Genomic DNA, 23,103 nt, shown 5'->3' on the forward strand with positions numbered 1-23,103 from the left:
TCTAGTTTTGGTCAGCAAAACGCCACCATAGAAATGTGCCAGCTAATCCAAAAATGCAGGTGGAAACTAATACGATTAGGCTGGGAATGCCTGGATTTGGAAGATTTGGCCCTACAAGCCCACTAATAAGTGCAGGAATAGCCCAGGGGATATATGGTGCAATTGCAGGTGTTCCTATTACAACTAAATTGGTTAGGATTAGTGTAAAAATCACATAGGCTAAAGGGGCTAAATATCCTCGGCTGAAACTTGCAATGAATGCAACAGGGGTACAGAGTAGTGTTGTAAGAAATGCAGTTTTCATAAAGGTAATAAAGTAGTTACAGGCTATTTCAGTTGACCAATGGGGAATATCTACTATAAATCCTGCTATAACTCCGGATACAAATAGGGTTAATGAGAGCAGCAAACTCCAGAGAATGATTATAATGAATTTCGATGAAACTATGGTTAAACGGTTAACAGGCAGAGATAATATGTCTTTTACTGCATGATCCGTATATTCTCTCCCAAAAATCCAGCTTGAAACAAATCCAAATCCTATGGTTCCAAGGGATAAAATAATTTGAATTAACAGTTGAAAATAGGATGGCCATTCAGCTTTAAACATGGATGCCTTAGCACTTGCGGCTGCAGAGTTAGCAGCGAGTTCTGGATGTTTTGAAATGAAAACCATAATGCCTATCATGAGTGCAATACCTGAAAAGCCAATTAAAGTTAATATAAGCATTCTTGACTTTTTTACTTTGAGTAATTCAGTCCAGGTGGCTTCATATAATCTGTTCATTTAAACCACTCCTTTACCAATAATTCTTAAGAAATAAGACTCAAGTTCTTCTTCTTCAACTTTCAACATATTTGGTGAAAATCCAGCATTAACCAGACTTGAATTGATATTTTCGGGATGGAGAAGTGCATTTTCTGCCTTAATTTCTATTAGGCCGTCGTCAGTTAGGGTTGAATTAATTCCTTCCTTAGCCAGGGCTGAAATTGCCCCAGTTTTATTTTTTACGTTAATAAAGAGACTTCTATTTCTAAGTTGATGCAGTTCATCAGCTTCTATCTCTTGAATTAGTTTTCCTTCATTGATTATACCAATACGGGTTGCAATTTTAGAGATTTCACCCAGAATATGACTTGAGATAAATACGGTAACTCCCTTATTAAATGCAAGATCTCGCAGTAATTCTCTTATTTCAACAATACCTGCTGGATCAAGCCCATTTGCTGGTTCATCAAGAATTAAAATTTCAGGATTGTGTATTAATGCCTTTGCAAGTCCCAGTCTTTGAGCATTTCCTAAGGAAAGATTTTTTGCTTTTCTATTTTTATAAGGGCCAAGTTGAAGTTTCTCTACCACTGAATCAACTGCATTTGAATCTGGAAGTAAACGCAACCTGCGTATAATTTCAAGGTTTTCCTTAACAGTTAGTTGTGGATATGAATAAGGTACTTCAACAAGATAACCTACTTTATTCCAGATTTTATGTTGGCCTGCGTGAATTTTTTCACTATTTAAGTAAGATTCACCTGCAGTAGGTCTTATCATTCCAAGTAACATTCGAATTGTAGTGGTTTTTCCTGCACCATTTAGACCTAAAAATCCATATATTTCTCCTTTACGGACATTCAGTGATATACCATCCACAGCTTTAATTTTACCATAGTGTTTGGATAAGTTATGGGTTCTGATAACTTCGTCTTCAATTATTTTCTCCACTTGAACCCCTTCTTTTCATTTATTTTCCTTAGTTATTAAGTAAGAGGCCAGGGCATCAATCCATAACTCTTTGGTTGCCTCAAAATTTGTTCCCTCAAAATCATCTCGATGTATAACAAGGTAAATTAAGGATAATAATAGACCATTTAAGGCTTCCATGTCTACTTTCCTCATCCAGCCCTGTTCCATCCAGTAACGGAAGTATTTAGAAATATCCTCCTGATCGCTTTCAATGTGCTTCTTTAATGTTTCCTCTGGAAGTTTTTGCAGCAGTAATTCATAATTGGTTGAATTAATTTCTCTGTATAATGGCATGGTGATTAATAGTTCAATCATTTGGTTGAGAAACGCTTTGAAACTTTTCCGTTTATTTTTTTCAGTTTTAAAAGCGTTTTCAAACATTTTTTCTCTAAATTCACCTTCTACAGTTTCTAAAACATCAAAATATAATTCTTCCTTCGACCCGTAAAAGAGGTAGAAAGAACCCTTTGAAATTCCTGCTGCACGCACAATTTCATCTACAGTGGTTTTTTGAAGCCCATATTTCTCAAAAAGTTTCATGGATTTGTTTATAAGGTTTTTTCTGATGATTTCTTTTTCCTGTTTACTCCAAGCTTTAGGCATATAAATCTCCTTTTTACTCTATGACTGTTCATGTAAATATAGTCATATAGTATATATAATTTTCGTGTTTTAATATTATCCCGATCTGGCCTGCGTGCATTGATTTAGAAAAATGCTAATTTTAGTTTTCAAATGAAAGGGCATCTTCACTTTTTTCAGGCGTATTTTGGAAATATTTCTTAGAATAAACGATTAAGCACAGTATAATGACTAAAAAAGAGCCTAAAAGCGCTGTTAAATTGAAATTTAAGAAAACGGATAAAACGGGTATCATCTGGCTCTGCTCGTAGGAAGGGAGATTCAGTAAATTTATAATGTCTGTGAGTGAGTATTTGCTGAAGGTCATAGTTATTGAAACGAGCATCAGCCCATAGTATATAATAAGTCCCCAGAAAGCCAGCAAATATCTTTTCCAGAACCCATAGGTTAAAATTGCTAAAATAAATACTGCACTGCTAATATAATGAACACCTTCTCTGTGAAGAATGATTTTTCCAAAAAAGGGGAAAATGTACTGGAGTAAAGCACCGGCATGGAGAAGCAGTATAAAGATGATATTCAAGCTGCATATCAGCAATACGGCTTGAGGGATTTCATAAATAAAGTTATTGCTTTTGTTTTTAAATATATTCCTTAATCTTTCGCTTTCGTACGTTTTGATGAAAATAAATGGGATGATAATTCCAATTAAAGCCATAACTACTAAAATCAAACTAATTGTAGATAAATTAATACTTTTAATGAATTCAGGTATGGAAACAATGAAACTGCTAGTTATATTAATTCCTAATATGAGCCATATGTAAATGAGATTTAAGAAAAGCTTTCGTCCCCAATAATGTAGTTTAAATGTTCCAATACCTATGGGGATCAGTAAAAATGCCACGATGTAATATCCTGCATTTTGAATCACTAAATAGGCAAACCATAAGGATCCGATCTGGAAACCTTCATAATAGAATTGGCCGCCCTTAGAAAAGAAATAAAAGCAGATTATCTCTAATGGGCCGTAATAAATTCCTATTAATCCTATTATAAGTAAAAATACTCCTGAAATTTTCATGAACGTTTTTAAATAAGGTTTGGAACTTATTTTCATTATAACACTCCTTATTAACTTTTTGGAGAGTTTTTAGATCTAACTATTTTAAAATTAATATTTATTACCTAACAAATCATTTGATATGATATAATAAATGTTTTTATCAAAATTAAAACGCCGATTTAAAGCATTAACTGCCTAAAAGTTTTTAATCATTTAAATTTAAAAAAATAGGTTAGGGGATATGATATTCACGGGAATTTAGACGCGGATAGTGGTTTGGTATTCATTAACTTGGCCCTGTTTTCCTTCTTATAATGAAATAGCCGTATATTGAGATGTAACATAAAATAGCAAATATTAAAAATGGTATTTTGCTGGCTTCAATAAAAGAAGCGTAATTACTGGGCGTAAGAGGAGATTGTCCCATAAAAATGTTTAGAACGGCTAGGGTTATTCCCATTCCCATCATCTGGCCCACTACCCTCATGGTGTTCAACGTCGCGGTGGAAACTCCATAAAACTTATTTTCAAAGTACCCTACTGAAATTTGAGTACTGGAAGAAGCAGAAAGCCCATATCCTGACCCAATAACTGCAAGGGCAACCACTATAAGCCATAAACTTGTGTTCTCTCCTAAAAACACAAGTAGAGTTAACCCTACTGCAGTCAGCGCCATTCCTATAGCTGCTATAAAACGGGGCCACAGGAACTTCAATAATTTACTCTCTGAAATCGAGAATATGGCTATAAAAACAGATTGAACACTCAGTAACAGTCCTGCCTGGTCAGGACTTAATCCTTTTATGTTCTGGAGATACAGAGTTAAAAGAAAAATAGTGAATATGCCTGGGGCGTAGTTTACAAGGGATGTTAAATTGTTAATGATATAAACCCTGTCAAATAACAATTTGGGGTGTATAAGGGGATTTTTAACTATTTTTTGAAGCCATATGAATATCAAAACTCCTAAAGAACCTAATATTAATGCTAAAATTCCGAAGTAAGTGGTAATTTCTGAAAAACCCACCATTATCCCAATTAGTGATAATGCAAAAACTGAAGTGCTGGTTATGCTGATTTTTTCATTCTCATCTTCTTCCACTTTTTCTTCTAATTTAAGAAGGATAAACAGTGCAGCTATGCCGAATGGTACTGCAAATGCAAAAATAGATCTCCAGCCTAAAAACTGGGTTAAAAATCCACCTAAAATAGGTCCAGCGGAAAGCCCGATATAACTTACACCCACACTTATAGAAAGTGCCCTGCTTTTATCTTTTTTCTTGAAAACATATGCAATCAGGGAGTACACGTTTCCAAAGATCATGGCCCCTCCAATGGCCTGTAAAATCCTGGATAATAATAGTACAGTTCCAGAAGGGGCTGCAGCAGATAAAATGCTTGCAAGTGTGAATATTATTATTCCATAGGTGATAATTTTCTTTTTACCATAGTTATCTGCTATTTTACCAAATGGAATTAAGAAGATACCTGTAAAAAGTAGATATGATGTTGGAATCCACCCCAGAAATATGGAATTAAGCGTAAATGTCGCTCCGATTTCAGGTAAAGCAATATTTACAGAAGAACTTATATATGCGACCATAAAACTGACAAGAATACTTACCCAAAGTGCATATCTTGCAGTGGTTTTTGATCCGCCAGAGTCCATAGTATTATTTAGTTGTAAAATGGTATAAACATTGATATAAACAGAAGAATTGGATTGTTTTAAAATAATTCATGTCAAGCCTATGCAAGGTTTATATGTCACGTTAAACTGTCCTGCTTAATTTAAGTTGAACTGTTAAAAAATTCTAGTTTATTTAAATTAACGATTTAAATTATAGCACTACATTCCAGACATGAATGTTAAAAAATTATTAGGTTTATTTTAAATAATTTAATAATAGAATAATGATTATTAATGAAAAAGATAAAAAAATCTTTAATAAATGGGGATATTCTATGAAAATAGGGATCATTGTTCATTCCAGAACCGGCCATACACATTTTGTTGCCCAGAGGCTCGAGGAAAAGCTTTCTGCAGAGGGGCATGAGGTAGATATTCAACAGCTGAGACTAGCGGGAGGGCAGGATGTTCCTGGCAAAGATAGCATAATCCAAAATCCACCTGATTTAAATGGGTATGATAAAGTTATATTCGGAGCTCCAGTACATGCATTTTCCCTTTCAAAAGTAATGGAAGCTTATTTAACACAGGTTTCATCTCTTACAGGTAAAACTGTGGTATGTTTTGTTACAAAGGGTTTACCATTTGGCTGGACCGGTGGAAATCGTGCAATTAGTGAAATGAAGGAAATTTGCGAATCTAAATGGGCTACTGTTTCTGGAACTGGGATTATAATCTGGAACAAAAACCGCCAAAAACAGATTGATGATCTGGTGGAAAAATTCAGTGGATTAATTGATTTAGATGGATAAAATGGGGAGTATACTATGAAAATAGGTATTGTTGTTCATTCACAAACAGGTAACACCTGCAAAGTCGCTCAAAAACTTCAAGAGAAGCTTTCAGCATCTGGAAATGAGGTAGAAATCCAGAGGGTGAGAATGGTGGGAGGAGATAAACCGCAGGGTAAAGATATAAAGATTGAAAACCCTCCGGATGTAGGTAAGTATGATGCATTGATTTTTGGAGCTCCTGTACATGCCTTTTCCCTTGCACCTGCTATGAAAGTATATATGGAACAGATTGCATCACTTCAGGATAAAAAAGTGGCATGTTTTGTTACAAAAGCCCTGCGTTTTAACTGGACCGGCGGAACCCGTGCAACTGGCCAAATGAAACGAATTTGTCAGGATAAAGGCGCAGTATTATCTGGAACAGGGATTGTGGTATGGAACAAACAATGCAATGAAAAAATTTCCGAGCTGGTTGAAGAATTCAGCGGGTTATTTGACTTATAAACGAATAAAAAGGTTTTGGTCATGAACTTGGAAATTTACTATTTCTCAGGGACTGGAAATTCATTAACTGTAGCAAGGGATATTGCAGAGAAAATGGACGGTAATTTGATATCAATACCGTCTGTAATGGATAAAAAAAGCATAACAACTGATGCAGACGTGATAGGCATTGTTTTTCCGGTATATTATTTGGGAACTGTCAATATTCCCCTTGTTGTGCAGCGATTTGTCGGGAAACTGGATGATATAAGTACAAAATATATATTTGCAGTGTGTACGTTTGGTGGAGGGGCTGGTTCCACACTGGCTATGCTGGATGAAATGATCAGGGCACGCGGCGGCAGACTTTCATCTGGATTCGGTGTTCAAATGCCACAGAACGCTTTTAGAAAGCCTTTTGAAAATAAAATAAAGCTTTACAGTAATTGGAAAGAGAAAAAACTTGATTTTATTTGTGAACATGTCAAAGCAAAGGACGGCTGGTTTGATACAGATGGGTTATTCATTGGTCTGGTCGTGGCTATTATAGAAAGGATGATGAAAGTTGGTTTTTTAAATAGATCTTCCCTAAGATCAATGAAAAAAACAGCACGTCTTCATGAAGATTCGGATTTAAAATTAGATGAAGTCATTCATTTTATGGATAGGAGTTATAGCACTGATGAGAATTGTACAGGCTGTGGTACATGTTCAAAGGTTTGTCAGGTGCGTAATATTGAAATAGTTGATAATAAACCGGCATGGAAGCACCACTGTGAGAACTGCCTGGCGTGCATCAAATGGTGCCCGCAAAGTGCAATTCACGGCTATGGGGAACTACCTGGGGGCTACCATCATCCGGATGTGAATATTTTGGATATGTTAAGGGAAAGTTGATTAACGGGGGATTTTATGGGCATGGAAATTTACTATTTCTCAGGAACTGGAAACTCATTATATATAACCTGGGAATTACAAAAAAGGATCCCAGAAACGGAATTAATGCCCATAGTGAGCCTCTTAGATATGGATATTGTAAAAACCAGTGCAGAAACAGTGGGGATTATATTTCCTATTCATCTTGCAATGGCCCCTCAAATTGTAATTGAATTTTTGAAAAAGATGGACTTAAAATCAGCCGAATATATATTTGCAGTCGCAACACGTGAAGGCAGTCAGCACAGGGCCTTTGCTGATTTTAAAAAGGTACTGGGCAAGAAGGGTAAAGATCTAAATGCCTATTTTACTTTGAATATGGCAAGCAACGACCCCAAGTTTAAAAACTGGCACCCGGAAACAGCAGAAGAACTGGCAGATATAGAATCTGGAATTCAAAATAATCTGGAATACATCCAGGATATTATTTTAAACAAAGATGAAAGCCATGAAAAAGACACTCATTTCACTGTTCATATGCCTCTTTTTTCGATTTTCTCACTGGTCCTTCCAGTTCTTAATAAATTTTATAATGTTGAGTTTTATGCTAATTCAAAATGTACAGGTTGTGGGACCTGCAAAAAGGTTTGTTTATCTGGCAAGATAAAGATGGTCAATGGAAAGCCGGTATGGCAGAAAAAGGTAGATAGTTTCTTCTGCCACGCATGTTTAAATTACTGCCCAGAACAAGCGGTTCAAATTAAATCTAACCTCTTTTTAAAGTCTTACACTGAAGAAAATGATAGGTATTCTCATCCTTATGCAACAGCAGATGATATTGCAGGACAGAAAAATAATTTAAAGTATTTTCAATCAACTCGGAAATAATCCACAGATTTTTCCCTGTATCAGGTCAGTTTGCCACAGGAAGATTGGGTATGAATAAATTTATAAGGAAGTTAATTTGAAAAAATATAGATAAAGCTCATGTGATACTTTGAGTCTGATTTGCAGGAGTTCCTATGAAGAAAGTGTTTTTGTGGTGGTTAATAGCAGGTAGTAAAGGCGGAGAAAACCGTGCCAGGATAATACTTGAATTAAATAGAAGACCATATAATGCTAATAAACTTGCTCAAAAGCTTTCACTTGATTATAAAACAATAAGGCACCATATAGATGTTTTAGAGGAAAATAACCTGGTAAAATCCACTGGAGAAACGTATGGTGCATTATATTTCCTCTCTGATGAAATGGAAAAGGGATTCGATATATTCCTGGAAATTTGGGAAGAATTTAAGGAATGATAAAATTGGAAAGAAAAGGTAAAAAACATGTTAATGGAAATTAATTTATTTGGACGGCCGGATATAATACCTACTTTGTTAATACTGGTTAAATACTCTGCTTTAATAACAAGTGTTGCAAATATCTGCCTTTTAGCAGGTATGCTCTATGTATACCTGGAAAGATACCTGAAAGTTAAGTCTAAATTCACCACAACTCTGGTTTTATTCGCATCACTTTTCCTGATTCAAAACCTTTTATTTTCGATTTATTTCTTATTCAGCATCCCTGAAACTCTTTTCAATGCTGTTCTTCCTTTTATATTTTTGGGCCTTGAATTTGCAGCATTAGTCTTGCTTTTAATGGTAACAAGGGAATAATTATTAATATTTTTTTAGTATACTCTTTAATAATTTGAATTTTTTTAATTGAAGGATTTAAATTCATTTTTTTAATATAAATTCATCGATTTTTTGGGAGGGAATTTGGAGGGAAATCCCACAATAATGTGAGGAAAATTTGGAAAAATTACTTTTAAGAGTTTAAACAACATTTAATTAGTCAATAAATTATAAAAAATGAAACGCATTGATCAAATTGTAAATTAAATAAAAAAACATCATTTGGGTTTTAGAGATAGGGGCAATTAGAATGATTAACACTAAAGAAATTAAATCGGTCAAACTGGCATCGTTTACAAAGATGACGGCTTCAATTTATGGAGTTTTGGGCTTTATTGCAGCTTTAGTGATGTTAATAACGTTAATAATCATGCAGGCTGTGGGAGTTATTCCTCAATTGGCACCTCAATTGGGGCAGTTTAATTTTGTAACTGGATTAGGAATACCTTTACTTGTACTCCTTCCAATAGGCGCGTTTTTCATTACAATAGTGGTAAGTCTTTTCTCAGTAATGCTTTACAACGCATTAGTACCAAGATTGGGAGGTATAAGATTAGAGTTAGAAGGTGAAGATGTAGTAAAAATTCCGGTAATTTCTTTTTCCTTGATTTTATCAGCAATAGGAGCTATATGGGCATTTATAGTGGGATTATTAATGGCGGCATTAGTTGCACCACTGTTTTCAGTAATAAGTACTCCTTCTATAGCATCTAATATCACAGATAATTTAACTAACACTACTGGAGCAACAGTAATAAGTATTTCTTCTATAACAACTAATATCACAACTAATTTAACTAATACTACTGGAACAAATATACCTGACGGTACATTTGGAACAGCAGGAATAATATTGGCCTTGTTGTTAGTAATAGGACTGCCTATACTGGCATTCGTATTTGGATTTATATGGAACGCATTATTTGCATTATTTTATAATTATTTAGTTACCAGAGTAGCTAAAATTAAGTTAAAATTCGCTAATATGGCTGGAAGCTTATATGAACTTAAACACATACCTGTAATACCAACAGCCCTGGCTGTGGCCCTGATTTTCACATTATTAGGAATAATATCTGGTATCTTAGATGGAAATTATGGCGAGTTTATAACCAATTTTGTGTTCTACTTCATAGAAACAGCGTTATTCGCGTTTTTATATAATTACCTGGCACCTAAAATTGGTTCAATTGAAATTAATATGATATAATGAATTTGATTCAAGTTCACAACACCTCCGTGAAAAATGGTAACTGGTCCATGGAATTATAAACCTCTTGGGTTCATATCATGGACCAGGACTTCCAAAAACCAAAAGAAATGGAAAGGAGTTTTGGAAAAATGAAATCAATACTAATTTTATATTCTTACCACCACCATAATACTGAAAAGATCGCTAAGGCAATTGCCCAAGTTTTAAGTGCAGATATTATACTGCCGAAGGATGTAAATCCAGAATCAATTCAAGATTATGATCTCATTGGTTTTGGTTCTGGAATATATAGTGCAAAACATGATGAATCTCTGCTTAAGCTTGCAGATAGGTTACCTGAAGTTAATAATAAGGATGCATTCATTTTTTCAACTGCAGGAATAACTGGGAAATCCAAATCTGCCAAAGATCATTCTACACTCAAATATAAACTGGAATCTAAAGGTTATACCATCATTGCCGAATTCCAATGTAAAGGTTTTAACACCAACAGTTTTCTTAGACTATTTGGGGGAATGAATAAGGGTAGGCCTAACATTGAAGACTTAAAACATGCGGAAGAATTTGCTGAGAGCATGATTTCAGAATAGATAGGTTAAACTATAAAAAAGATAAATGTCATCATAACTGAGCATAAAGTAATCTAAATTGGGATAAATACTTATGAAAGCAATTATATGCAAAAAATAAGGATCGCCTGAAGTTCTTCAACAGAAGTAGAAAAACCTGTTCTAAAGGATAGTGAGATCTGATAAAAAGACATGCAACAGTATCAACAGGTGATGTTGAAATTCGAAAATTTAAAATTCTCCTGTGGTTATGGCGCCCTGCAAATAGGATTTGGCATCAGAGGACCAGGACAAAAAATATTAGGTCATTAATTAACCTAAAATATGAGGTAAGCAACTTACTCAAATGCAACGGTGAAATGGCAATATTAATGTTAATTTCTATTTTTATGGTTATCATGTCTCTGTTATTGTTTTATTTAATAAATCGTTGGTTAAACATCATCCATATTCTTGTTTTTAATCCCTTGGATTGTATATATATCATGACAAATTTTTGATAGTTATCTGATTTAGGGTAGTAGTGTTTAGTGTGCATGGAATTGGATTTAAAATGAATATATTATTATTCATATTGACAGATTATATTCATGGCAATTGATAGTCAAAATTGGAGAGAAAAATATGCCTCAGGAAATCAAAACAATTGAATTGCCCATTAAGTTAGGTGTAATTAAATTAGGCAGTGTAAACTGTTACATTGTAAAAAACGGTAATGATTATGTATTAATTGATACAGGGCCTTCAAATAAACGTTTTGACCTTGAAAAAGAACTGGAAGATGCAGGTTGCACACCAGAAAATCTTAATCTTATAATTTTAACCCATGGAGACTTTGACCATACTGGTAACGCTGATTATCTACGTGAAAAATTTGATGCAAAGATAGCCATGCACTATGGAGATTTAGAAATAGTCAAGCATGGAGATATGTTCTCCAACAGAAAAGGTAATTTTCTAATTAAAATGTTAGCTCCTATCCTCTTTAGCTTCGGTAAATCAGAAAGATTTAGGCCGGATATGCATATAGATGATGAACACAGCTTCTTAGAATATGGTTTTGACGCTAAAGTTATCTATCTTCCTGGGCACTCTAAGGGTTCTATAGGGGTCCTTACAGATGATGGCAATCTATTTTGCGGCGATCTGCTTACAAATAATAAAAATCCCGCTTTAAACTCTATTATTGATGATGATGGAGAAGCTAATGCAAGTGTTGAAAAATTAAAAGGTATGGAATTAAAAACAGTTTATCCTGGACATGGAAAACTGTTTTTATGGGTTGAATTTTTAGAAAAGTAAGTGTTAGAACTGTGAAAATGTTTTTAATTCGTTTATTTTTATCAATGTGAAATTAAATGGGCTTTTGATGGCTTGAATGATATAAAAAAGGAGTTAGTATGGATAAATACGTTAACCTGAATTTTAAAAATTCTGCACTCATAACAGTCGATGTACAAAAAGATACACTGGATGGCCAACCATTTGAAATCCAGGGTATTTCTAACGCTTTGCCGCATATGAAGCAGTTATTGGATACATATCGTGCGTACAAGCTTCCAGTAATACATATTGTAAGGATCTATAAGGCAGACAGGTCAAATGTTGATTTGTGCAGAATGAAATTGATTGAAGAAGGCAATCCAATACTGGAAGAGAATAGTCCTGGTGCAGAATTAGCAGAAGAACTTTTTGATGATGATTCTATACGAATTAATTCAAAACTCTTACTTTCAGGCGGAATTCAAAAAATAACTGAAAATGAAGTGATAATTTACAAACCGAGATGGGGTGCATTTTACAACACTCCTCTTCAAGAATATTTGCAGAGATTAAAAGTGGGCGCGCTTGTTTTTACAGGATGTAACTACCCAAACTGCCCAAGAACATCCATATATGAAGCAAGTGAAAGGGATTATAGGGTTGTCGTTGCTGAAGATGCTCTTTCAGGATGTTATGCACGAGGAATAAAAGAAATGGAAAATATAGGAGTTCTTGTTGATACAACTGAAAATATAGTACATATGGTCCGCGACCAGATGGATTAAAGGTAGATTATAAAAATTTTTATACTACTGTCTGGATTATTTAAAGAACTGTCTTAAGGACATTTGAAAACATAGTTTGAAATGTCTAGCCAAACAGATGAAGGGAGAAAAATGACTAATTTGCCAAAAGATGTCAAAATAGTTATAAATGATTATCTCGATATTTTTAATACAAAATTGCCGGATTTAATGAAATTATTCTATCTTGTCGGTTCTGTGGCATTAAATGATTATCATAAAGGTAAAAGTGATATTGATTTTATTTCTATAATTAAAAAGGAAATAAACGCTTCTGAATTTGAAAAAATTAAAGAAATACACAAAAAAATTGAGTTTAAATACCCTAAAAGCAAGTTAGAAGGTTCCTATGTTACACCAAAGCAGGTTAAAGTGATGGATAAAAATGAAACATCTGTTGCGTATTTTGATGGGAAAAATATGAGGTATGGTGGTAAATTTGGAAATACTGGTATTGTAGCATGGTTCATATTGAAAAATTATGGTATAACAGTGACAGGCAAGCCTCCAGAACACTATGTTCCACATATAGATGTTGATGATTTAGTCAGCTATGTTAAATTAAATGTAAATACATACTGGACTAACTGGACTGAAAAGGCATCAAAAAGACTTTCGGTGGGGATAGCACATTGGCGCTCTTTGAGCAAAAAGTGGAGTGGGGAGTGCTGGGCATATCTAGACTTTATTATACCATGTATGAAGGAGACATAGTATCCAAATATGAAGCGGGAAAGTATATATTGAACAGGGTTCCTCCAGATTTTGAAAAGATATTAAATGAAGCTTTAAGAATTAGAAAAGGTGAATCGAAAAGTTATTATAGTTCTCTTTTTAAGCGCAGGAAAGATACATTATCGTTTATGAGGTATATGATTGGTTTAATAGATTAAAATTTAAATAAGTATTAAGATTTATTTTATTAAATAAGCTGTTTTTAATTAATTTGAAATTTTTAACTCTTTAAAAGCATTATTTTATCCAATAAATCTAATTTTTGTAATTAATTCTATTTTTAAATATTGTGGCCAATTGATTATTTTTCAGGTAATTGTATATCAAATTCGTATTGATCTGGAAGAGATCTGGAAGAAAACTAGAACTGATCTTGAAAAGAACTGGAAAAATCTTTTTATTGCTCCATGAATTAATTTTAAACTGTAAATCAATAAAAAAGTCAAATTTGATATTTTTATTCTAATTGGAGAATTTTGACTTGTAAATAAGTAAAGATGGAGGTTTAAAATGGAATATGCTATTTGGACCCATGGCCTTACCAAGAGCTATGGGGATTTTACTGCAGTGGAAAATTTAGAACTTAAAGTGCCTGCAGGTAAGGTCTATGGGTTTTTAGGAAGGAACGGGTCAGGAAAGACAACCACAATAAGAATGATTATGGGTCTTATTAAGCCAAATGGAGGTCATATTAAAATATTCGGTAATGAAATCGGGAGAAATCGCGCTGAATATCTCGCAGATATTGGTGCAATAATAGAAACACCGGGTTTTTATGGGAACCTTTCTGCCTATGAAAACCTTGAAATAACAGCTAATATGTTTAAAGTTGAAAAAAACAGAATTAATGAGGCTCTTGAAACTGTGGGCTTGTCAAATATTGGAGATAAGGATGTTAGTAAGTTTTCTTTGGGTATGAAGCAGAGGCTGGGGATAGCAAATGCGCTTGTCCATTCTCCCAGAATTCTTATTCTTGATGAACCTACTAACGGTCTAGATCCGGCAGGGATAATTGAAATGAGGAAGTTAATCCGCCAGCTCTCTGGATCAATGGGAATAACAGTTTTTGTTTCAAGCCACTTGCTCAGTGAAGTACAGCAAATCGCAGATTATATAGGAATCATTGACAGCGGGCATCTTTTAAAACAGGGTGGAATGGAACTAATCAACTGTAATGAACAGAGTTTCCTGGTGGTTGAAACAGATCAGTTAAAAAGGACAGCCGAGATAATTGAATCTCTTGACTTTGACTTTGAAAAAGCTAATAATGGATTTAAAGTATTCTGCGCGCGTGAAGATAATGTTTCAATCAATGAAAAATTAGTTGGAAATCAAATAAATGTTTACAACCTTGAATCTGTTTCTAAAACATTAGAAGAGCGATTTTTAGGGATTACAAACGAGAATCATCAGGTGGTATCATGATTAATTTAATGCGATCTGAATATAAGAAGTACAAAGGCACTTATATCTACAGTCTAGGACTCTTAGGGATGATATCTCCAGTAATCCTCATTACCATAGGTACCTTCATGACTCGGGAAGACCTGATTACCCAGGGAATTTATAACTGGCACTCATTTTATGGAAGGCTGGTTGCATTTTTCGTGTATTTAATTGGACCTCTTCTCACGTCATTTATTGCAATAAGTGCAGTTTCTCATGAATATCAGTCTCATACCATGGGAAATATATTAACCACAAAATATTCGAGATCAAAAATTATTCTGGGGAAATTAGGTTACATATCCATCCTGATACTTGCCCTGTATGCATGTGTAGCTTTAACTAACATTCTATGTGCATTTATTCTGGGTTTTACCATAACTGGCACAGAATTAATAGATTACACCAGTTATTTATTGCTTGCGGGAGTAACTACCCTGGTCATCGTGCCCCTGGCCCTGCTATTAACCCTTATATTTAAGAGCTTTATTCCAGCCATGATAATTTCAGTGGCAGGAACTATACCTAATTTTGCGGTTTATCACTGGGATAAGTGTTACTTATCTCCATGGGGTGTTCCAGAAGTGATCGTGCTAAAAGCAGCGGGATTTTTAAATAATATAGATGTTATTTATCCATGGACGTCTATTTTAGTGTATGCGGGGGTTTTTATCAGCGCTCTTTTAATTTACTTCTATTATTCCGACCAGTATTAAATAATAGAGGCTTAAAAATAAGCCTCTTAAATATTTAATAAAAATAGAGAAACATAAATCTGATGACCTTAATATAATTTTAGTAGAATATAATTAAATTTAGGGTTTTTTAGAGAGGTTAACATGAGAAGGTTGCTATGGTATTTGATTGCAGGGACCAGGGGAGGCGTGAACAGGGCCAAAATAATAAAACTCTTAAATGAGAGGCCTTACAATGTTAATCAACTTGCTGAAATTATCAAGGTGGATTATAGGACTATACGATATCATATAGATGTTTTAGAAGAAAATGAGATAGTTACCTCTGCTGGAGAAAAATATGGGATGTTATATTTCTTATCCCCCAAAATGGAAGAAAATTATGAGACTTTCCTCACGATCTGGGAAGAGGTCGTGAAAAAATAATCAATAAATTCATTAAAGGAGTTAAAAAATGGCAGTTAGCAATACAATTGATTTATGGACGCTATATATTGCAGCTATTATAGGAATCGGTAACGTCAGCTTGTTACTGGTATTATTTAAAATTTACTGGCAGAATTACAGGGAAATAAAATCTAAATTTAATCTGGGGCTGTTGTTCTTTGCAGCTTTCCTGATACTTCAAAGTGTCTTTTTAGCAGTCAGCATACTTTTCCACGGTGGTTTTAACCGAGGAACAGGTGTTATTCTAATTATAAATAATGCAATACTATTTGCCGCCCTTTCTATACTCTTGAAGATTACCTGGTAATCTAAAAAGAGTATATTTTAACTTATTTTTTAGGCCATGAACATTCATAGATTTTTCAAGGGCTGTATGAAATTGTAAAGTTCATGGCCGCCGAAAAATTTCCAGTTTTTCAGACCGCAAAAATACAGTTTTTGCAAACACCGAAAATCGAAGCCAACAAACACGTTAGTGTTTGTGGCGTCAAAACTGTAGTTTTGACAGCTTGCAAAAAACTTCGGTTTTTGCGCATTCAAAAGACTGAAAATCTTTTGATGCCCTGAAAACAAGTTTTAGAGGGTTCCAAAAATTCTTTGAATTTTTCTATACGTCAAAAATCGTCGATTTTTGACAGATTTTTGAGGATTTTGAGAGATTTATGGAGGGTTTTCTACAGAGCTTTTTTTTAATGTATTTTAAAATTCAAAAAATCTTGAATAGATCTGGAATAAAACTGGAACTGATCTTGAATTAACCCGGTTTAAATCTGAAATAAACTTGAAAAAACTATTTTTAAAACTTATTAGACAAAAATAACTACGAAATAGCAAAAATGAACATAATATAAATTATTTCGTAGTATTGGGCTGATCTTGGGGCCAATATTTAAAAATTAAATATGGGGGAAATTAATGTCTAACTTGTTAATGAGTTTTAGAAATTTAAAAAGGCGCCGCTTACGTACTGTTTTCACGATATCAGGCATACTGGTTGGCATAGCTTTAATGGTAGTTTTACTCGCCATGCTTAATGGTATGGACACTAGGTTAAATGAACAGGTCCGGGGATTAACTGGGGCCGATCTTACAGTTTATAATTCAACCACTCAAAGTGGAGGGGGACAGGGATCTCAATCATTCATAATTCAACCCTATGATAATATAAATGAAACAAATGCGGAGGTTATTAAAAATATTTCAGGTGTTGGTGCAGTATCTTCAACATTAACCTTTAACGGATTTGCAAAGAGTTCAAATAATGACACTCAGCTGAGGATAAATGGAATAGAACCTGATTCGTATAATTACGTGGCTGGAGGTATAAATGTTGTAAACGGTTCTTCATTAAAACAGGGAGATGATAACTCTATTGTAATTGGAAAGTCAGTAAGCACTGCCCTTGGAATTGGAATAGGTGATAAAATTTCTATTGGCCGTAATGAGAAATATAATAAAGAATTCACGGTAGTGGGAATATATGAAACAGGTATGGGGATAATGGATGCTGCAGGATATATATCTTTAGATGCAGCTCAAAATTTAGAGGGTAAAGAAGGACAGGTATCTAATATTCAGGTTAAAATAAAGGATTCAAATGAAGTAGATGAAATTACAAATTTAATACCTCAAAAAGTTCATGGAGTTAAAGTTATCACTCAAAAATCAATAATTCAGAAAATGACGGATATGTTAAACACTATTCAGATATTTGTCAGTTCTCTTGGACTTATTGCCCTTCTTGCAGGAAGTTTTGGCGTAATAAACACTATGCTGATGTCAGTTTATGAAAGAACCCGTGAAATAGGTATATTAAAGGCTATAGGCTCTAGAAACATAGTGATAATGAAAATGTTCCTCATTGAAGCAGTACTAATCGGAGTAATAAGCTCAACTCTGGGATGTGTCTTAGGAACTATAATAATATACGCACTGCCTTTAACAAACGATATCATGGCGCCTATAATCAGTCCATCAATTATAGCGATTGCGATGGTGCTTGGGATTGCAGTAAGTACCATTGCAGGGATTTATCCTGCATGGAGAGCTTCTAAAATGAACATTGTGGAGGCAATAAAAAATGTCTGAAACTATTTTAAAGACAGTTGATCTATCCAAAACATACCGAAGAGGAAAGGTAGATGTCCCTGCATTAAAAAAAGCTAGTATAGAAATAGCTGATGGTGAAATAATTTGTCTGGCTGGGCCTTCTGGATCAGGAAAGAGTACTCTCCTAAATCTTCTTGGAGGGGTTGATAAACCTACTTCAGGTAAAATACTAATTAATGGTAATGACCTTACAAAAATGAGCGAGAATAAACTTTCAGACTTTAGGTTAAGAAATGTTGGACTGATTTTTCAGTTTTTTAACCTTATCCCCACATTAACTGCAAAGGAAAATGTTGAATTCCCACTGGTGCTTGATAATGTTCCAAAAACTGAAAAGGAGTCCAGAGCAGTTGAATTACTGGAGCTTGTGGGTCTAGGGCATCGTGTAGATCATAAGCCTGAAGAATTAAGCGGGGGAGAACAGCAAAGAGTGGCTATTGCAAGATCATTGGCAAATAATCCTTCAATTATAATTGCTGACGAGCCTACTGGTGATTTAGATTCAGATACATCCAGTAAATTTATGGATCTTGTTGAAGATTTAAATAAAAAACGAGGCCAGACATTTATAATTTCTTCACATGATTCTATGATTATTGAAAGAGTTCCACGAGTCTATAGGATTAGAGATGGAAGAATCAGTAATTAATTTCTTTTTTTTTATTTTTGGATTTTGGATTTTATCAAAAAATTGATTAGGTTTAAATCTAAATATTGGAATGATCCTAACTTTTTAAGGAGATTTAAAATGATCAAACACATAGTTTTATTTAAATTAGAAGATGAAAGCGTTGAAAGCATTGAAAAAGCTAAAAATATCCTTATGGATATGGCTGGTAAAATTCCAGAATTGAAAGGTATTGAAGTAGGTGTAGATGTCACTCACTCGGATAGGTCTTATAATCTGGCTCTTATAACAAAATTTGATAGTTTAGAAAGTCTGGAAGCTTATCAAATCAATCCACTACATGTTGGTGTATCAAAATACATGGTTTCTGTTAGCACATCCATAGTAGCTGTAGATTTTAAATCTATTTAAAATAGGAGGTATTTTATGACACCAAAATGTAAAATAACGGTTTTAAAGAAAAATCTTTATGAAAACCTGGCAAAAGAATATTGTCAAAGCGAAGTTACTGCATGTCCTGCATTTTCAGAGGGGCAGGAATTCATTACGGGATTTGAAAAACCTGAAGGTTTCTGTGATTGGGCGTGGAATGATATCCATAAATTTGTGACAGTTTTGCTCTCTGGAGGTAACTTTTCGAAGGATATATTTCAGGGATGGATGAAAGACGGTAAAACTATGATCGCTTGCTGCACTGATGCTATCCGGCCTGTGACTTTTAAAATAGAAAGAATTGATGAATAAAATCAATTATTTATTTTTATTATACTACATTCAAGAAAGCTTCAATGATTCCATATATTCTTCCATGGATGTATTTGGAATAATTTCATAAGAAATAGAGCCAGGAACAGATCGGGATGTCATGAAGTTTAAAGCAAATGAATTTGCGTAATTTTGGGCATCTTCTAAGCGATCCCACTGGTAAATGCCCTGAAAATCTCCATTTTTTTCATTAAGCGTCCATAATTTAGCTCTAAATCCTGGAAGTCCAAGTATAAAAAGCATGGGTATAACCGAAAATGGTTTATTTTTCTCAGTGGACATGCCGGCTAAATGAAACCTAACTTTGAAAATAGCGGCATTTTGTCCATTTAATTTTGTGCTCATTACAGCATGCCTGAAAACTTTAAACTGCTGCTTGTCTTCCATAGTAATTGTTTTATGCAGACAACTTTTTGGAAAATGTATTTTTCGTGTTATAAAATATTTAACTGTCTTTAAGAATGCACTGAATGGATTTAAGCTCATAAGTATGCCTCAAGGTTTTGGTGGTATATTTTCATATTTACTTTGCTTTTTAAGAGCTGTTGGGTTACTGAATGGTTCAGCTGTCCATATGAAGTTGTAAACTCCACTTATGGTTTCAACAAACTCGTTATGTTGATTCCATATCCCTATTGCTGTTTGGGATATTAAATTAGTTTCTATACGCTTACAGAAGGTTATAATCATCTCTTTTTCATCTCTAATTACTATTTTAATGTGGGGCACCTGAAATATTTTCATTTCACAGTCCAGTTCACCTATTTCTTTTACTATGTCAATTTTATCATTATCAATAGTGCATGAAGGAGCTAATACAATTTTTGTAGTTACTCCTCTTTTAATAACTTTATTTAATCTTTCTTTAAGTTCTGGAATTTCATTTTGAAACATAAAACCCCCTAAAATAAAAAGCGAGTTTTTAGCACGTGAGATGATTTCAAGTTCTTTGTTTACATTTTTTTCAGGACCATTTACCAGCCATATAGGTGCTGGAACCTTAGGAATCTGGTTTTCATAGATAAAATTCAGTTCAGTCTCTGCACCATCGAGCCGTTCTTTAATTTCTCTCCTTGATTTTTCAAAAATTTCGTGGGGCGGTACAACGTTGAACTTTAAGGGTTTACCTTTCTCTATTTCGACAAAACCTTTTTTTGCAAGGCTTTTAAGAACTTCATATATTTTGGAACGCGGTACATTTGATTCAAGACTAATTTCAGTAGCTGTAGCACTGATAAGAGATATATTGGCTATATATGCTTTTGTTTCATAATCGGAAAGCCCTAAATTTTTCAGGGCTTCTATTGTATTTCTATTTACAGTCAATTTATATCACTTCCATCTAATGTTGTTTCACTTTATACTATCTTAGTGACAATAAATATATAAATTTATTTTGTTTTATTTATTTTAGGTAATCTATTGAGTTGAAAATTCCGGGATTTGAAAATACTGAACTAGATTCTTTACATCTCAAAGATATGGGGGAAATATGATGGAAAATGAAGGCTTTGGCACTATGCTTGCCAATGTCATTAAAAATGGATTTAAAAGGAAGGTTCCAATAGGGGCGGCAGTACTGGGTCCAGTTATTATCATGATAGTGTTGGGATATATGGTAACAATAGCTGGCACTGCAGATACCGTAAATATTGGAGTTGTAAATCATGATCAGGGCTTGGGAAATGTAAATGCTGCCTCAAATATAATTGAAGAGCTTAAGGGGCAGGAAAATGTCAATGTGACTTCCATTAATCAAAATGAGATAAGCAGTGGTTTTAAAGATAGGTCTATTGATGCATCTATAGTTTTCCCTGAAAATTTCACCAGGGATTTAGCTATGAAAAAGACTCCTGAGGTGTTGCTACAGGTTGAAGGCACTGATCAGGTAAAAAGTGCACTTGTAAACCGCGTTTTCCTTAATTCTACAATGGCAGTGGCTGCAAAGAGCGGCAATGTACTAATGCCCTTAAAAATTAGCAGTGAAAGTTTCTATGGGGAAGGTTTGAGCTTTACCAATCTTTTCATATACCACATAATGGCCCTTGTTACTTTGCTGATTTCAGCAATCATCGGATTATTTGCAGTATTAGGGGATAAAAATAGTATTAAATCTAATAAAATGTTTTTATATCCAGTTAAGGCTGTTGCAGCTTACATAATAGGGCTCAGCATATTTGCATTTATCGCGGCTTTAATGGTGTTAGCTTACGTTATTTATGTTATGGGCATCACTATTGTAGGGGATATAGGCAGCACTGTACTTGTAATGCTGTTGATTGCTCTGGCAGGAGTTTCTTTAGGTATTCTTGCAGCTGCAGTTACACGAACTGAAAAACAAGCTCTTGGTTTATTTGGTTTAATCATTATTCTGCAGGTGTTATTTGGAGGTTTATTCATAGCAGTTGCTAGATTCGACTATTATATCCAGCTGCTGTCATACTGTCTTCCATTAACCTATGGTCTGGATGCTATGCAAAGTATTGTAATTAAGGGCTTTGGTCTGGGTGATGTAGGAACAGATCTGCTCGCTATATCTACTATACTTGTCGTTGCTTTAGTTTTATCAGTAATTGGTTTAAAAATAGGACAAAATAGGAGCACAATTAGAGATACTGAAAATAAGAAAAAACAAATCATTTAATGGTTAAGAAATTTAATTATATTTACTATTTTTATTTATTATTTTCTTATTTTAAATGAAAAACTTAAGCAATATGAATGTGGGTACATGTTGTTATGATTAAATTGGGTATATAACTGCTTAAATTTTAATATTTAGATTAAAACATGTTATTATTGCAGATAAACATGTTAAATAATTATAATAATACATTTATTTTATAATAATTAATATTTGGAGTATAACATTGAGTATAGCGAATATTAGTGACATAAATTTTTAAGGGTTATTATGCTTTTTTTGAATAAATAGTTGGTATTAACTAGTTTTATAGAATATTAAATGAGTTTAGTTTATGTAATTACATTTTTAATCATTATAAATTCTTTTTACTTCTCTTTAATAGAAAAATTTATATATTATAACTTTTAATGTAAAAGTGTCAGTTTGTAGGGAATAACAAAAATTCTTACCAACTGATTAACACTTTGGGAGGTGAGAAATATGCAACCTGCAACAATTGTAAAAACTTCATTATGCTGGGCAAATTTCATGTTTTAAAACATGAAGCATGTCGATATGAACTATAACAAATTTAAGAATGTAATTTAATATTTAAATCAATTATATGAAGTTATGAGTCAAATTAAGCTCTTAATAGGTGATAAATGTGAAACCTACAACAATGGTGGAAGTTAACTGGTGCACTGCTGTATGGCTGATCTTTTAATTCAGGTTATGGACTTTACAGGATCAAATTTAAAGTTATAAAACCAAACGAGTGACATGAAATCAGAAACAGCAGTAGTAATTCCAATATTTTACTCTATATTCCTGTTTAAATGGTAAATTCTGTTTTACAGAATAAGAAATAAGAATTAAAGCAGCATAAATAAAGTTATGGACCGAAATAGAGATGCAAGAGGTGAAAAGTATGCAACCTGCAACAA

Annotated in this window: 28 protein-coding genes; 21 read left to right on the forward strand and 7 right to left on the reverse strand. The window is 33.8% G+C overall.

Features of this window, described 5'->3' with window-relative positions; genetic code table 11:
* Position 1: 1 nt before the first annotated feature.
* The 5 genes from AAGU07_RS10465 to AAGU07_RS10485 form a co-directional block, all read right to left on the reverse strand.
* Positions 2 to 787 carry an ABC transporter permease gene (locus tag AAGU07_RS10465; protein WP_342459031.1) on the reverse strand — a complete coding sequence of 262 codons (786 nt, stop codon included), beginning with the start codon at positions 785 to 787 and terminating at the stop codon, positions 2 to 4.
* Complete coding sequence (locus AAGU07_RS10470) at positions 788 to 1,720, reverse strand: ABC transporter ATP-binding protein (protein WP_342459032.1); 933 nt, start codon at positions 1,718 to 1,720, stop codon at positions 788 to 790. It abuts the gene before it with no gap.
* Positions 1,721 to 1,735: 15 nt separating this feature from the next.
* A complete protein-coding gene (locus tag AAGU07_RS10475; RefSeq protein ID WP_342459033.1) occupies positions 1,736 to 2,344 on the reverse strand; it encodes a TetR/AcrR family transcriptional regulator in 609 nt (202 codons plus the stop codon).
* 121 nt (positions 2,345 to 2,465) lie between these two features.
* The gene (locus AAGU07_RS10480; protein ID WP_342459034.1) at positions 2,466 to 3,443 is read right to left on the reverse strand and encodes a hypothetical protein; all 978 of its coding nucleotides are present in this window, start codon (positions 3,441 to 3,443) and stop codon (positions 2,466 to 2,468) included.
* A 232-nt stretch (positions 3,444 to 3,675) separates the two neighbouring features.
* A complete protein-coding gene (locus tag AAGU07_RS10485) occupies positions 3,676 to 5,058 on the reverse strand; it encodes an MFS transporter (RefSeq protein WP_342459035.1) in 1,383 nt (460 codons plus the stop codon).
* Positions 5,059 to 5,354: 296 nt separating this feature from the next.
* Here AAGU07_RS10485 and AAGU07_RS10490 point away from each other — a divergent pair, with 296 nt between their 5' ends.
* The 20 genes from AAGU07_RS10490 (at position 5,355) to AAGU07_RS10585 (ending at position 19,509) form a co-directional block, all read left to right on the forward strand.
* Complete coding sequence (locus tag AAGU07_RS10490; protein WP_342459036.1) at positions 5,355 to 5,831, forward strand: NAD(P)H-dependent oxidoreductase; 477 nt, start codon at positions 5,355 to 5,357, stop codon at positions 5,829 to 5,831.
* A gap of 15 nt (positions 5,832 to 5,846) precedes the next feature.
* Positions 5,847 to 6,317: a flavodoxin domain-containing protein gene (locus AAGU07_RS10495; protein ID WP_342459037.1), complete on the forward strand. Its 471-nt coding sequence runs from the start codon at positions 5,847 to 5,849 to the stop codon at positions 6,315 to 6,317.
* A 21-nt stretch (positions 6,318 to 6,338) separates the two neighbouring features.
* Positions 6,339 to 7,193: an EFR1 family ferrodoxin gene (locus tag AAGU07_RS10500; protein ID WP_342459038.1), complete on the forward strand. Its 855-nt coding sequence runs from the start codon at positions 6,339 to 6,341 to the stop codon at positions 7,191 to 7,193.
* Positions 7,194 to 7,208: 15 nt separating this feature from the next.
* Complete coding sequence (locus tag AAGU07_RS10505; RefSeq protein WP_342459039.1) at positions 7,209 to 8,060, forward strand: EFR1 family ferrodoxin; 852 nt, start codon at positions 7,209 to 7,211, stop codon at positions 8,058 to 8,060.
* 134 nt (positions 8,061 to 8,194) lie between these two features.
* Complete coding sequence (locus AAGU07_RS10510) at positions 8,195 to 8,476, forward strand: winged helix-turn-helix domain-containing protein (protein WP_069584245.1); 282 nt, start codon at positions 8,195 to 8,197, stop codon at positions 8,474 to 8,476.
* A 27-nt stretch (positions 8,477 to 8,503) separates the two neighbouring features.
* Positions 8,504 to 8,836, forward strand: coding sequence for a hypothetical protein (locus AAGU07_RS10515; protein WP_342459040.1), 333 nt, complete (start codon positions 8,504 to 8,506; stop codon positions 8,834 to 8,836).
* Positions 8,837 to 9,107: 271 nt separating this feature from the next.
* A complete protein-coding gene (locus AAGU07_RS10520) occupies positions 9,108 to 10,067 on the forward strand; it encodes a hypothetical protein (protein WP_342459041.1) in 960 nt (319 codons plus the stop codon).
* A gap of 80 nt (positions 10,068 to 10,147) precedes the next feature.
* Positions 10,148 to 10,660, forward strand: coding sequence for a flavodoxin family protein (locus tag AAGU07_RS10525; RefSeq protein WP_342459042.1), 513 nt, complete (start codon positions 10,148 to 10,150; stop codon positions 10,658 to 10,660).
* 603 nt (positions 10,661 to 11,263) lie between these two features.
* The gene (locus tag AAGU07_RS10530) at positions 11,264 to 11,941 is read left to right on the forward strand and encodes an MBL fold metallo-hydrolase (RefSeq protein ID WP_342459043.1); all 678 of its coding nucleotides are present in this window, start codon (positions 11,264 to 11,266) and stop codon (positions 11,939 to 11,941) included.
* A gap of 98 nt (positions 11,942 to 12,039) precedes the next feature.
* Positions 12,040 to 12,687, forward strand: a complete 648-nt coding sequence (locus AAGU07_RS10535) for an isochorismatase family cysteine hydrolase (protein ID WP_342459044.1) — start codon at positions 12,040 to 12,042, stop codon at positions 12,685 to 12,687.
* A 111-nt stretch (positions 12,688 to 12,798) separates the two neighbouring features.
* Positions 12,799 to 13,419 (forward strand): nucleotidyltransferase domain-containing protein, encoded by a 621-nt coding sequence (locus tag AAGU07_RS10540; protein ID WP_342459045.1) that lies wholly within the window; start codon positions 12,799 to 12,801, stop codon positions 13,417 to 13,419.
* The gene (locus tag AAGU07_RS10545) at positions 13,371 to 13,598 is read left to right on the forward strand and encodes an aminoglycoside adenylyltransferase domain-containing protein (RefSeq protein ID WP_342459046.1); all 228 of its coding nucleotides are present in this window, start codon (positions 13,371 to 13,373) and stop codon (positions 13,596 to 13,598) included. Before AAGU07_RS10540 ends, AAGU07_RS10545 begins: the two co-directional genes overlap by 49 nt.
* Before the next feature lie 352 nt (positions 13,599 to 13,950).
* Positions 13,951 to 14,865, forward strand: a complete 915-nt coding sequence (locus AAGU07_RS10550; protein ID WP_342459047.1) for an ABC transporter ATP-binding protein — start codon at positions 13,951 to 13,953, stop codon at positions 14,863 to 14,865.
* Complete coding sequence (locus AAGU07_RS10555; RefSeq protein WP_342459048.1) at positions 14,862 to 15,602, forward strand: ABC transporter permease; 741 nt, start codon at positions 14,862 to 14,864, stop codon at positions 15,600 to 15,602. The genes AAGU07_RS10550 and AAGU07_RS10555 overlap by 4 nt, the downstream gene beginning before the upstream one ends.
* Positions 15,603 to 15,725: 123 nt before the next feature.
* Positions 15,726 to 16,007 carry a winged helix-turn-helix domain-containing protein gene (locus AAGU07_RS10560; protein ID WP_342459049.1) on the forward strand — a complete coding sequence of 94 codons (282 nt, stop codon included), beginning with the start codon at positions 15,726 to 15,728 and terminating at the stop codon, positions 16,005 to 16,007.
* Positions 16,008 to 16,035: 28 nt separating this feature from the next.
* Complete coding sequence (locus AAGU07_RS10565) at positions 16,036 to 16,335, forward strand: hypothetical protein (protein WP_342459050.1); 300 nt, start codon at positions 16,036 to 16,038, stop codon at positions 16,333 to 16,335.
* A gap of 608 nt (positions 16,336 to 16,943) precedes the next feature.
* On the forward strand, positions 16,944 to 18,116 hold the full coding sequence (locus tag AAGU07_RS10570) for an ABC transporter permease (protein WP_342459051.1): 1,173 nt from the start codon (positions 16,944 to 16,946) through the stop codon (positions 18,114 to 18,116).
* Positions 18,109 to 18,786 (forward strand): ABC transporter ATP-binding protein, encoded by a 678-nt coding sequence (locus AAGU07_RS10575; RefSeq protein ID WP_342459052.1) that lies wholly within the window; start codon positions 18,109 to 18,111, stop codon positions 18,784 to 18,786. The genes AAGU07_RS10570 and AAGU07_RS10575 overlap by 8 nt, the downstream gene beginning before the upstream one ends.
* Positions 18,787 to 18,885: 99 nt before the next feature.
* Positions 18,886 to 19,176, forward strand: coding sequence for a Dabb family protein (locus tag AAGU07_RS10580; protein WP_342459053.1), 291 nt, complete (start codon positions 18,886 to 18,888; stop codon positions 19,174 to 19,176).
* 15 nt (positions 19,177 to 19,191) lie between these two features.
* Complete coding sequence (locus AAGU07_RS10585) at positions 19,192 to 19,509, forward strand: TIGR04076 family protein (RefSeq protein ID WP_342459054.1); 318 nt, start codon at positions 19,192 to 19,194, stop codon at positions 19,507 to 19,509.
* A 30-nt stretch (positions 19,510 to 19,539) separates the two neighbouring features.
* Here AAGU07_RS10585 and AAGU07_RS10590 read toward each other — a convergent pair whose 3' ends face one another.
* Both AAGU07_RS10590 and AAGU07_RS10595 read right to left on the reverse strand, forming a co-directional pair.
* Positions 19,540 to 20,016 carry a hypothetical protein gene (locus tag AAGU07_RS10590; protein ID WP_342459055.1) on the reverse strand — a complete coding sequence of 159 codons (477 nt, stop codon included), beginning with the start codon at positions 20,014 to 20,016 and terminating at the stop codon, positions 19,540 to 19,542.
* 9 nt (positions 20,017 to 20,025) lie between these two features.
* Positions 20,026 to 20,856, reverse strand: coding sequence for a TrmB family transcriptional regulator (locus AAGU07_RS10595; RefSeq protein WP_342459056.1), 831 nt, complete (start codon positions 20,854 to 20,856; stop codon positions 20,026 to 20,028).
* 166 nt (positions 20,857 to 21,022) lie between these two features.
* Here AAGU07_RS10595 and AAGU07_RS10600 point away from each other — a divergent pair, with 166 nt between their 5' ends.
* The gene (locus tag AAGU07_RS10600; protein ID WP_342459057.1) at positions 21,023 to 22,174 is read left to right on the forward strand and encodes an ABC transporter permease; all 1,152 of its coding nucleotides are present in this window, start codon (positions 21,023 to 21,025) and stop codon (positions 22,172 to 22,174) included.
* Positions 22,175 to 23,103 lie beyond the last annotated feature (929 nt).

The organism is Methanobacterium sp. (assembly GCF_038562635.1).
Lineage (GTDB): Archaea > Methanobacteriota > Methanobacteria > Methanobacteriales > Methanobacteriaceae > Methanobacterium_D.

Bases quoted from the DNA above. Each gene is read 5' to 3' on its own strand.
- AAGU07_RS10465 (WP_342459031.1), bottom strand. From the start codon at position 787: ATGAACAGATTATATGAAGCCACCTGGACTGAATTACTCAAAGTAAAA.
- AAGU07_RS10475 (WP_342459033.1), bottom strand. From the start codon at position 2,344: ATGCCTAAAGCTTGGAGTAAACAGGAAAAAGAAATCATCAGAAAAAAC.
- AAGU07_RS10480 (WP_342459034.1), bottom strand. From the start codon at position 3,443: ATGAAAATAAGTTCCAAACCTTATTTAAAAACGTTCATGAAAATTTCA.
- AAGU07_RS10485 (WP_342459035.1), bottom strand. From the start codon at position 5,058: ATGGACTCTGGCGGATCAAAAACCACTGCAAGATATGCACTTTGGGTA.
- AAGU07_RS10490 (WP_342459036.1), top strand. From the start codon at position 5,355: ATGAAAATAGGGATCATTGTTCATTCCAGAACCGGCCATACACATTTT.
- AAGU07_RS10495 (WP_342459037.1), top strand. From the start codon at position 5,847: ATGAAAATAGGTATTGTTGTTCATTCACAAACAGGTAACACCTGCAAA.
- AAGU07_RS10500 (WP_342459038.1), top strand. From the start codon at position 6,339: ATGAACTTGGAAATTTACTATTTCTCAGGGACTGGAAATTCATTAACT.
- AAGU07_RS10505 (WP_342459039.1), top strand. From the start codon at position 7,209: ATGGGCATGGAAATTTACTATTTCTCAGGAACTGGAAACTCATTATAT.
- AAGU07_RS10510 (WP_069584245.1), top strand. From the start codon at position 8,195: ATGAAGAAAGTGTTTTTGTGGTGGTTAATAGCAGGTAGTAAAGGCGGA.
- AAGU07_RS10515 (WP_342459040.1), top strand. From the start codon at position 8,504: ATGTTAATGGAAATTAATTTATTTGGACGGCCGGATATAATACCTACT.
- AAGU07_RS10520 (WP_342459041.1), top strand. From the start codon at position 9,108: ATGATTAACACTAAAGAAATTAAATCGGTCAAACTGGCATCGTTTACA.
- AAGU07_RS10525 (WP_342459042.1), top strand. From the start codon at position 10,148: ATGGACCAGGACTTCCAAAAACCAAAAGAAATGGAAAGGAGTTTTGGA.
- AAGU07_RS10530 (WP_342459043.1), top strand. From the start codon at position 11,264: ATGCCTCAGGAAATCAAAACAATTGAATTGCCCATTAAGTTAGGTGTA.
- AAGU07_RS10535 (WP_342459044.1), top strand. From the start codon at position 12,040: ATGGATAAATACGTTAACCTGAATTTTAAAAATTCTGCACTCATAACA.
- AAGU07_RS10540 (WP_342459045.1), top strand. From the start codon at position 12,799: ATGACTAATTTGCCAAAAGATGTCAAAATAGTTATAAATGATTATCTC.
- AAGU07_RS10550 (WP_342459047.1), top strand. From the start codon at position 13,951: ATGGAATATGCTATTTGGACCCATGGCCTTACCAAGAGCTATGGGGAT.
- AAGU07_RS10555 (WP_342459048.1), top strand. From the start codon at position 14,862: ATGATTAATTTAATGCGATCTGAATATAAGAAGTACAAAGGCACTTAT.
- AAGU07_RS10560 (WP_342459049.1), top strand. From the start codon at position 15,726: ATGAGAAGGTTGCTATGGTATTTGATTGCAGGGACCAGGGGAGGCGTG.
- AAGU07_RS10565 (WP_342459050.1), top strand. From the start codon at position 16,036: ATGGCAGTTAGCAATACAATTGATTTATGGACGCTATATATTGCAGCT.
- AAGU07_RS10570 (WP_342459051.1), top strand. From the start codon at position 16,944: ATGTCTAACTTGTTAATGAGTTTTAGAAATTTAAAAAGGCGCCGCTTA.
- AAGU07_RS10575 (WP_342459052.1), top strand. From the start codon at position 18,109: ATGTCTGAAACTATTTTAAAGACAGTTGATCTATCCAAAACATACCGA.
- AAGU07_RS10580 (WP_342459053.1), top strand. From the start codon at position 18,886: ATGATCAAACACATAGTTTTATTTAAATTAGAAGATGAAAGCGTTGAA.
- AAGU07_RS10585 (WP_342459054.1), top strand. From the start codon at position 19,192: ATGACACCAAAATGTAAAATAACGGTTTTAAAGAAAAATCTTTATGAA.
- AAGU07_RS10590 (WP_342459055.1), bottom strand. From the start codon at position 20,016: ATGAGCTTAAATCCATTCAGTGCATTCTTAAAGACAGTTAAATATTTT.
- AAGU07_RS10600 (WP_342459057.1), top strand. From the start codon at position 21,023: ATGATGGAAAATGAAGGCTTTGGCACTATGCTTGCCAATGTCATTAAA.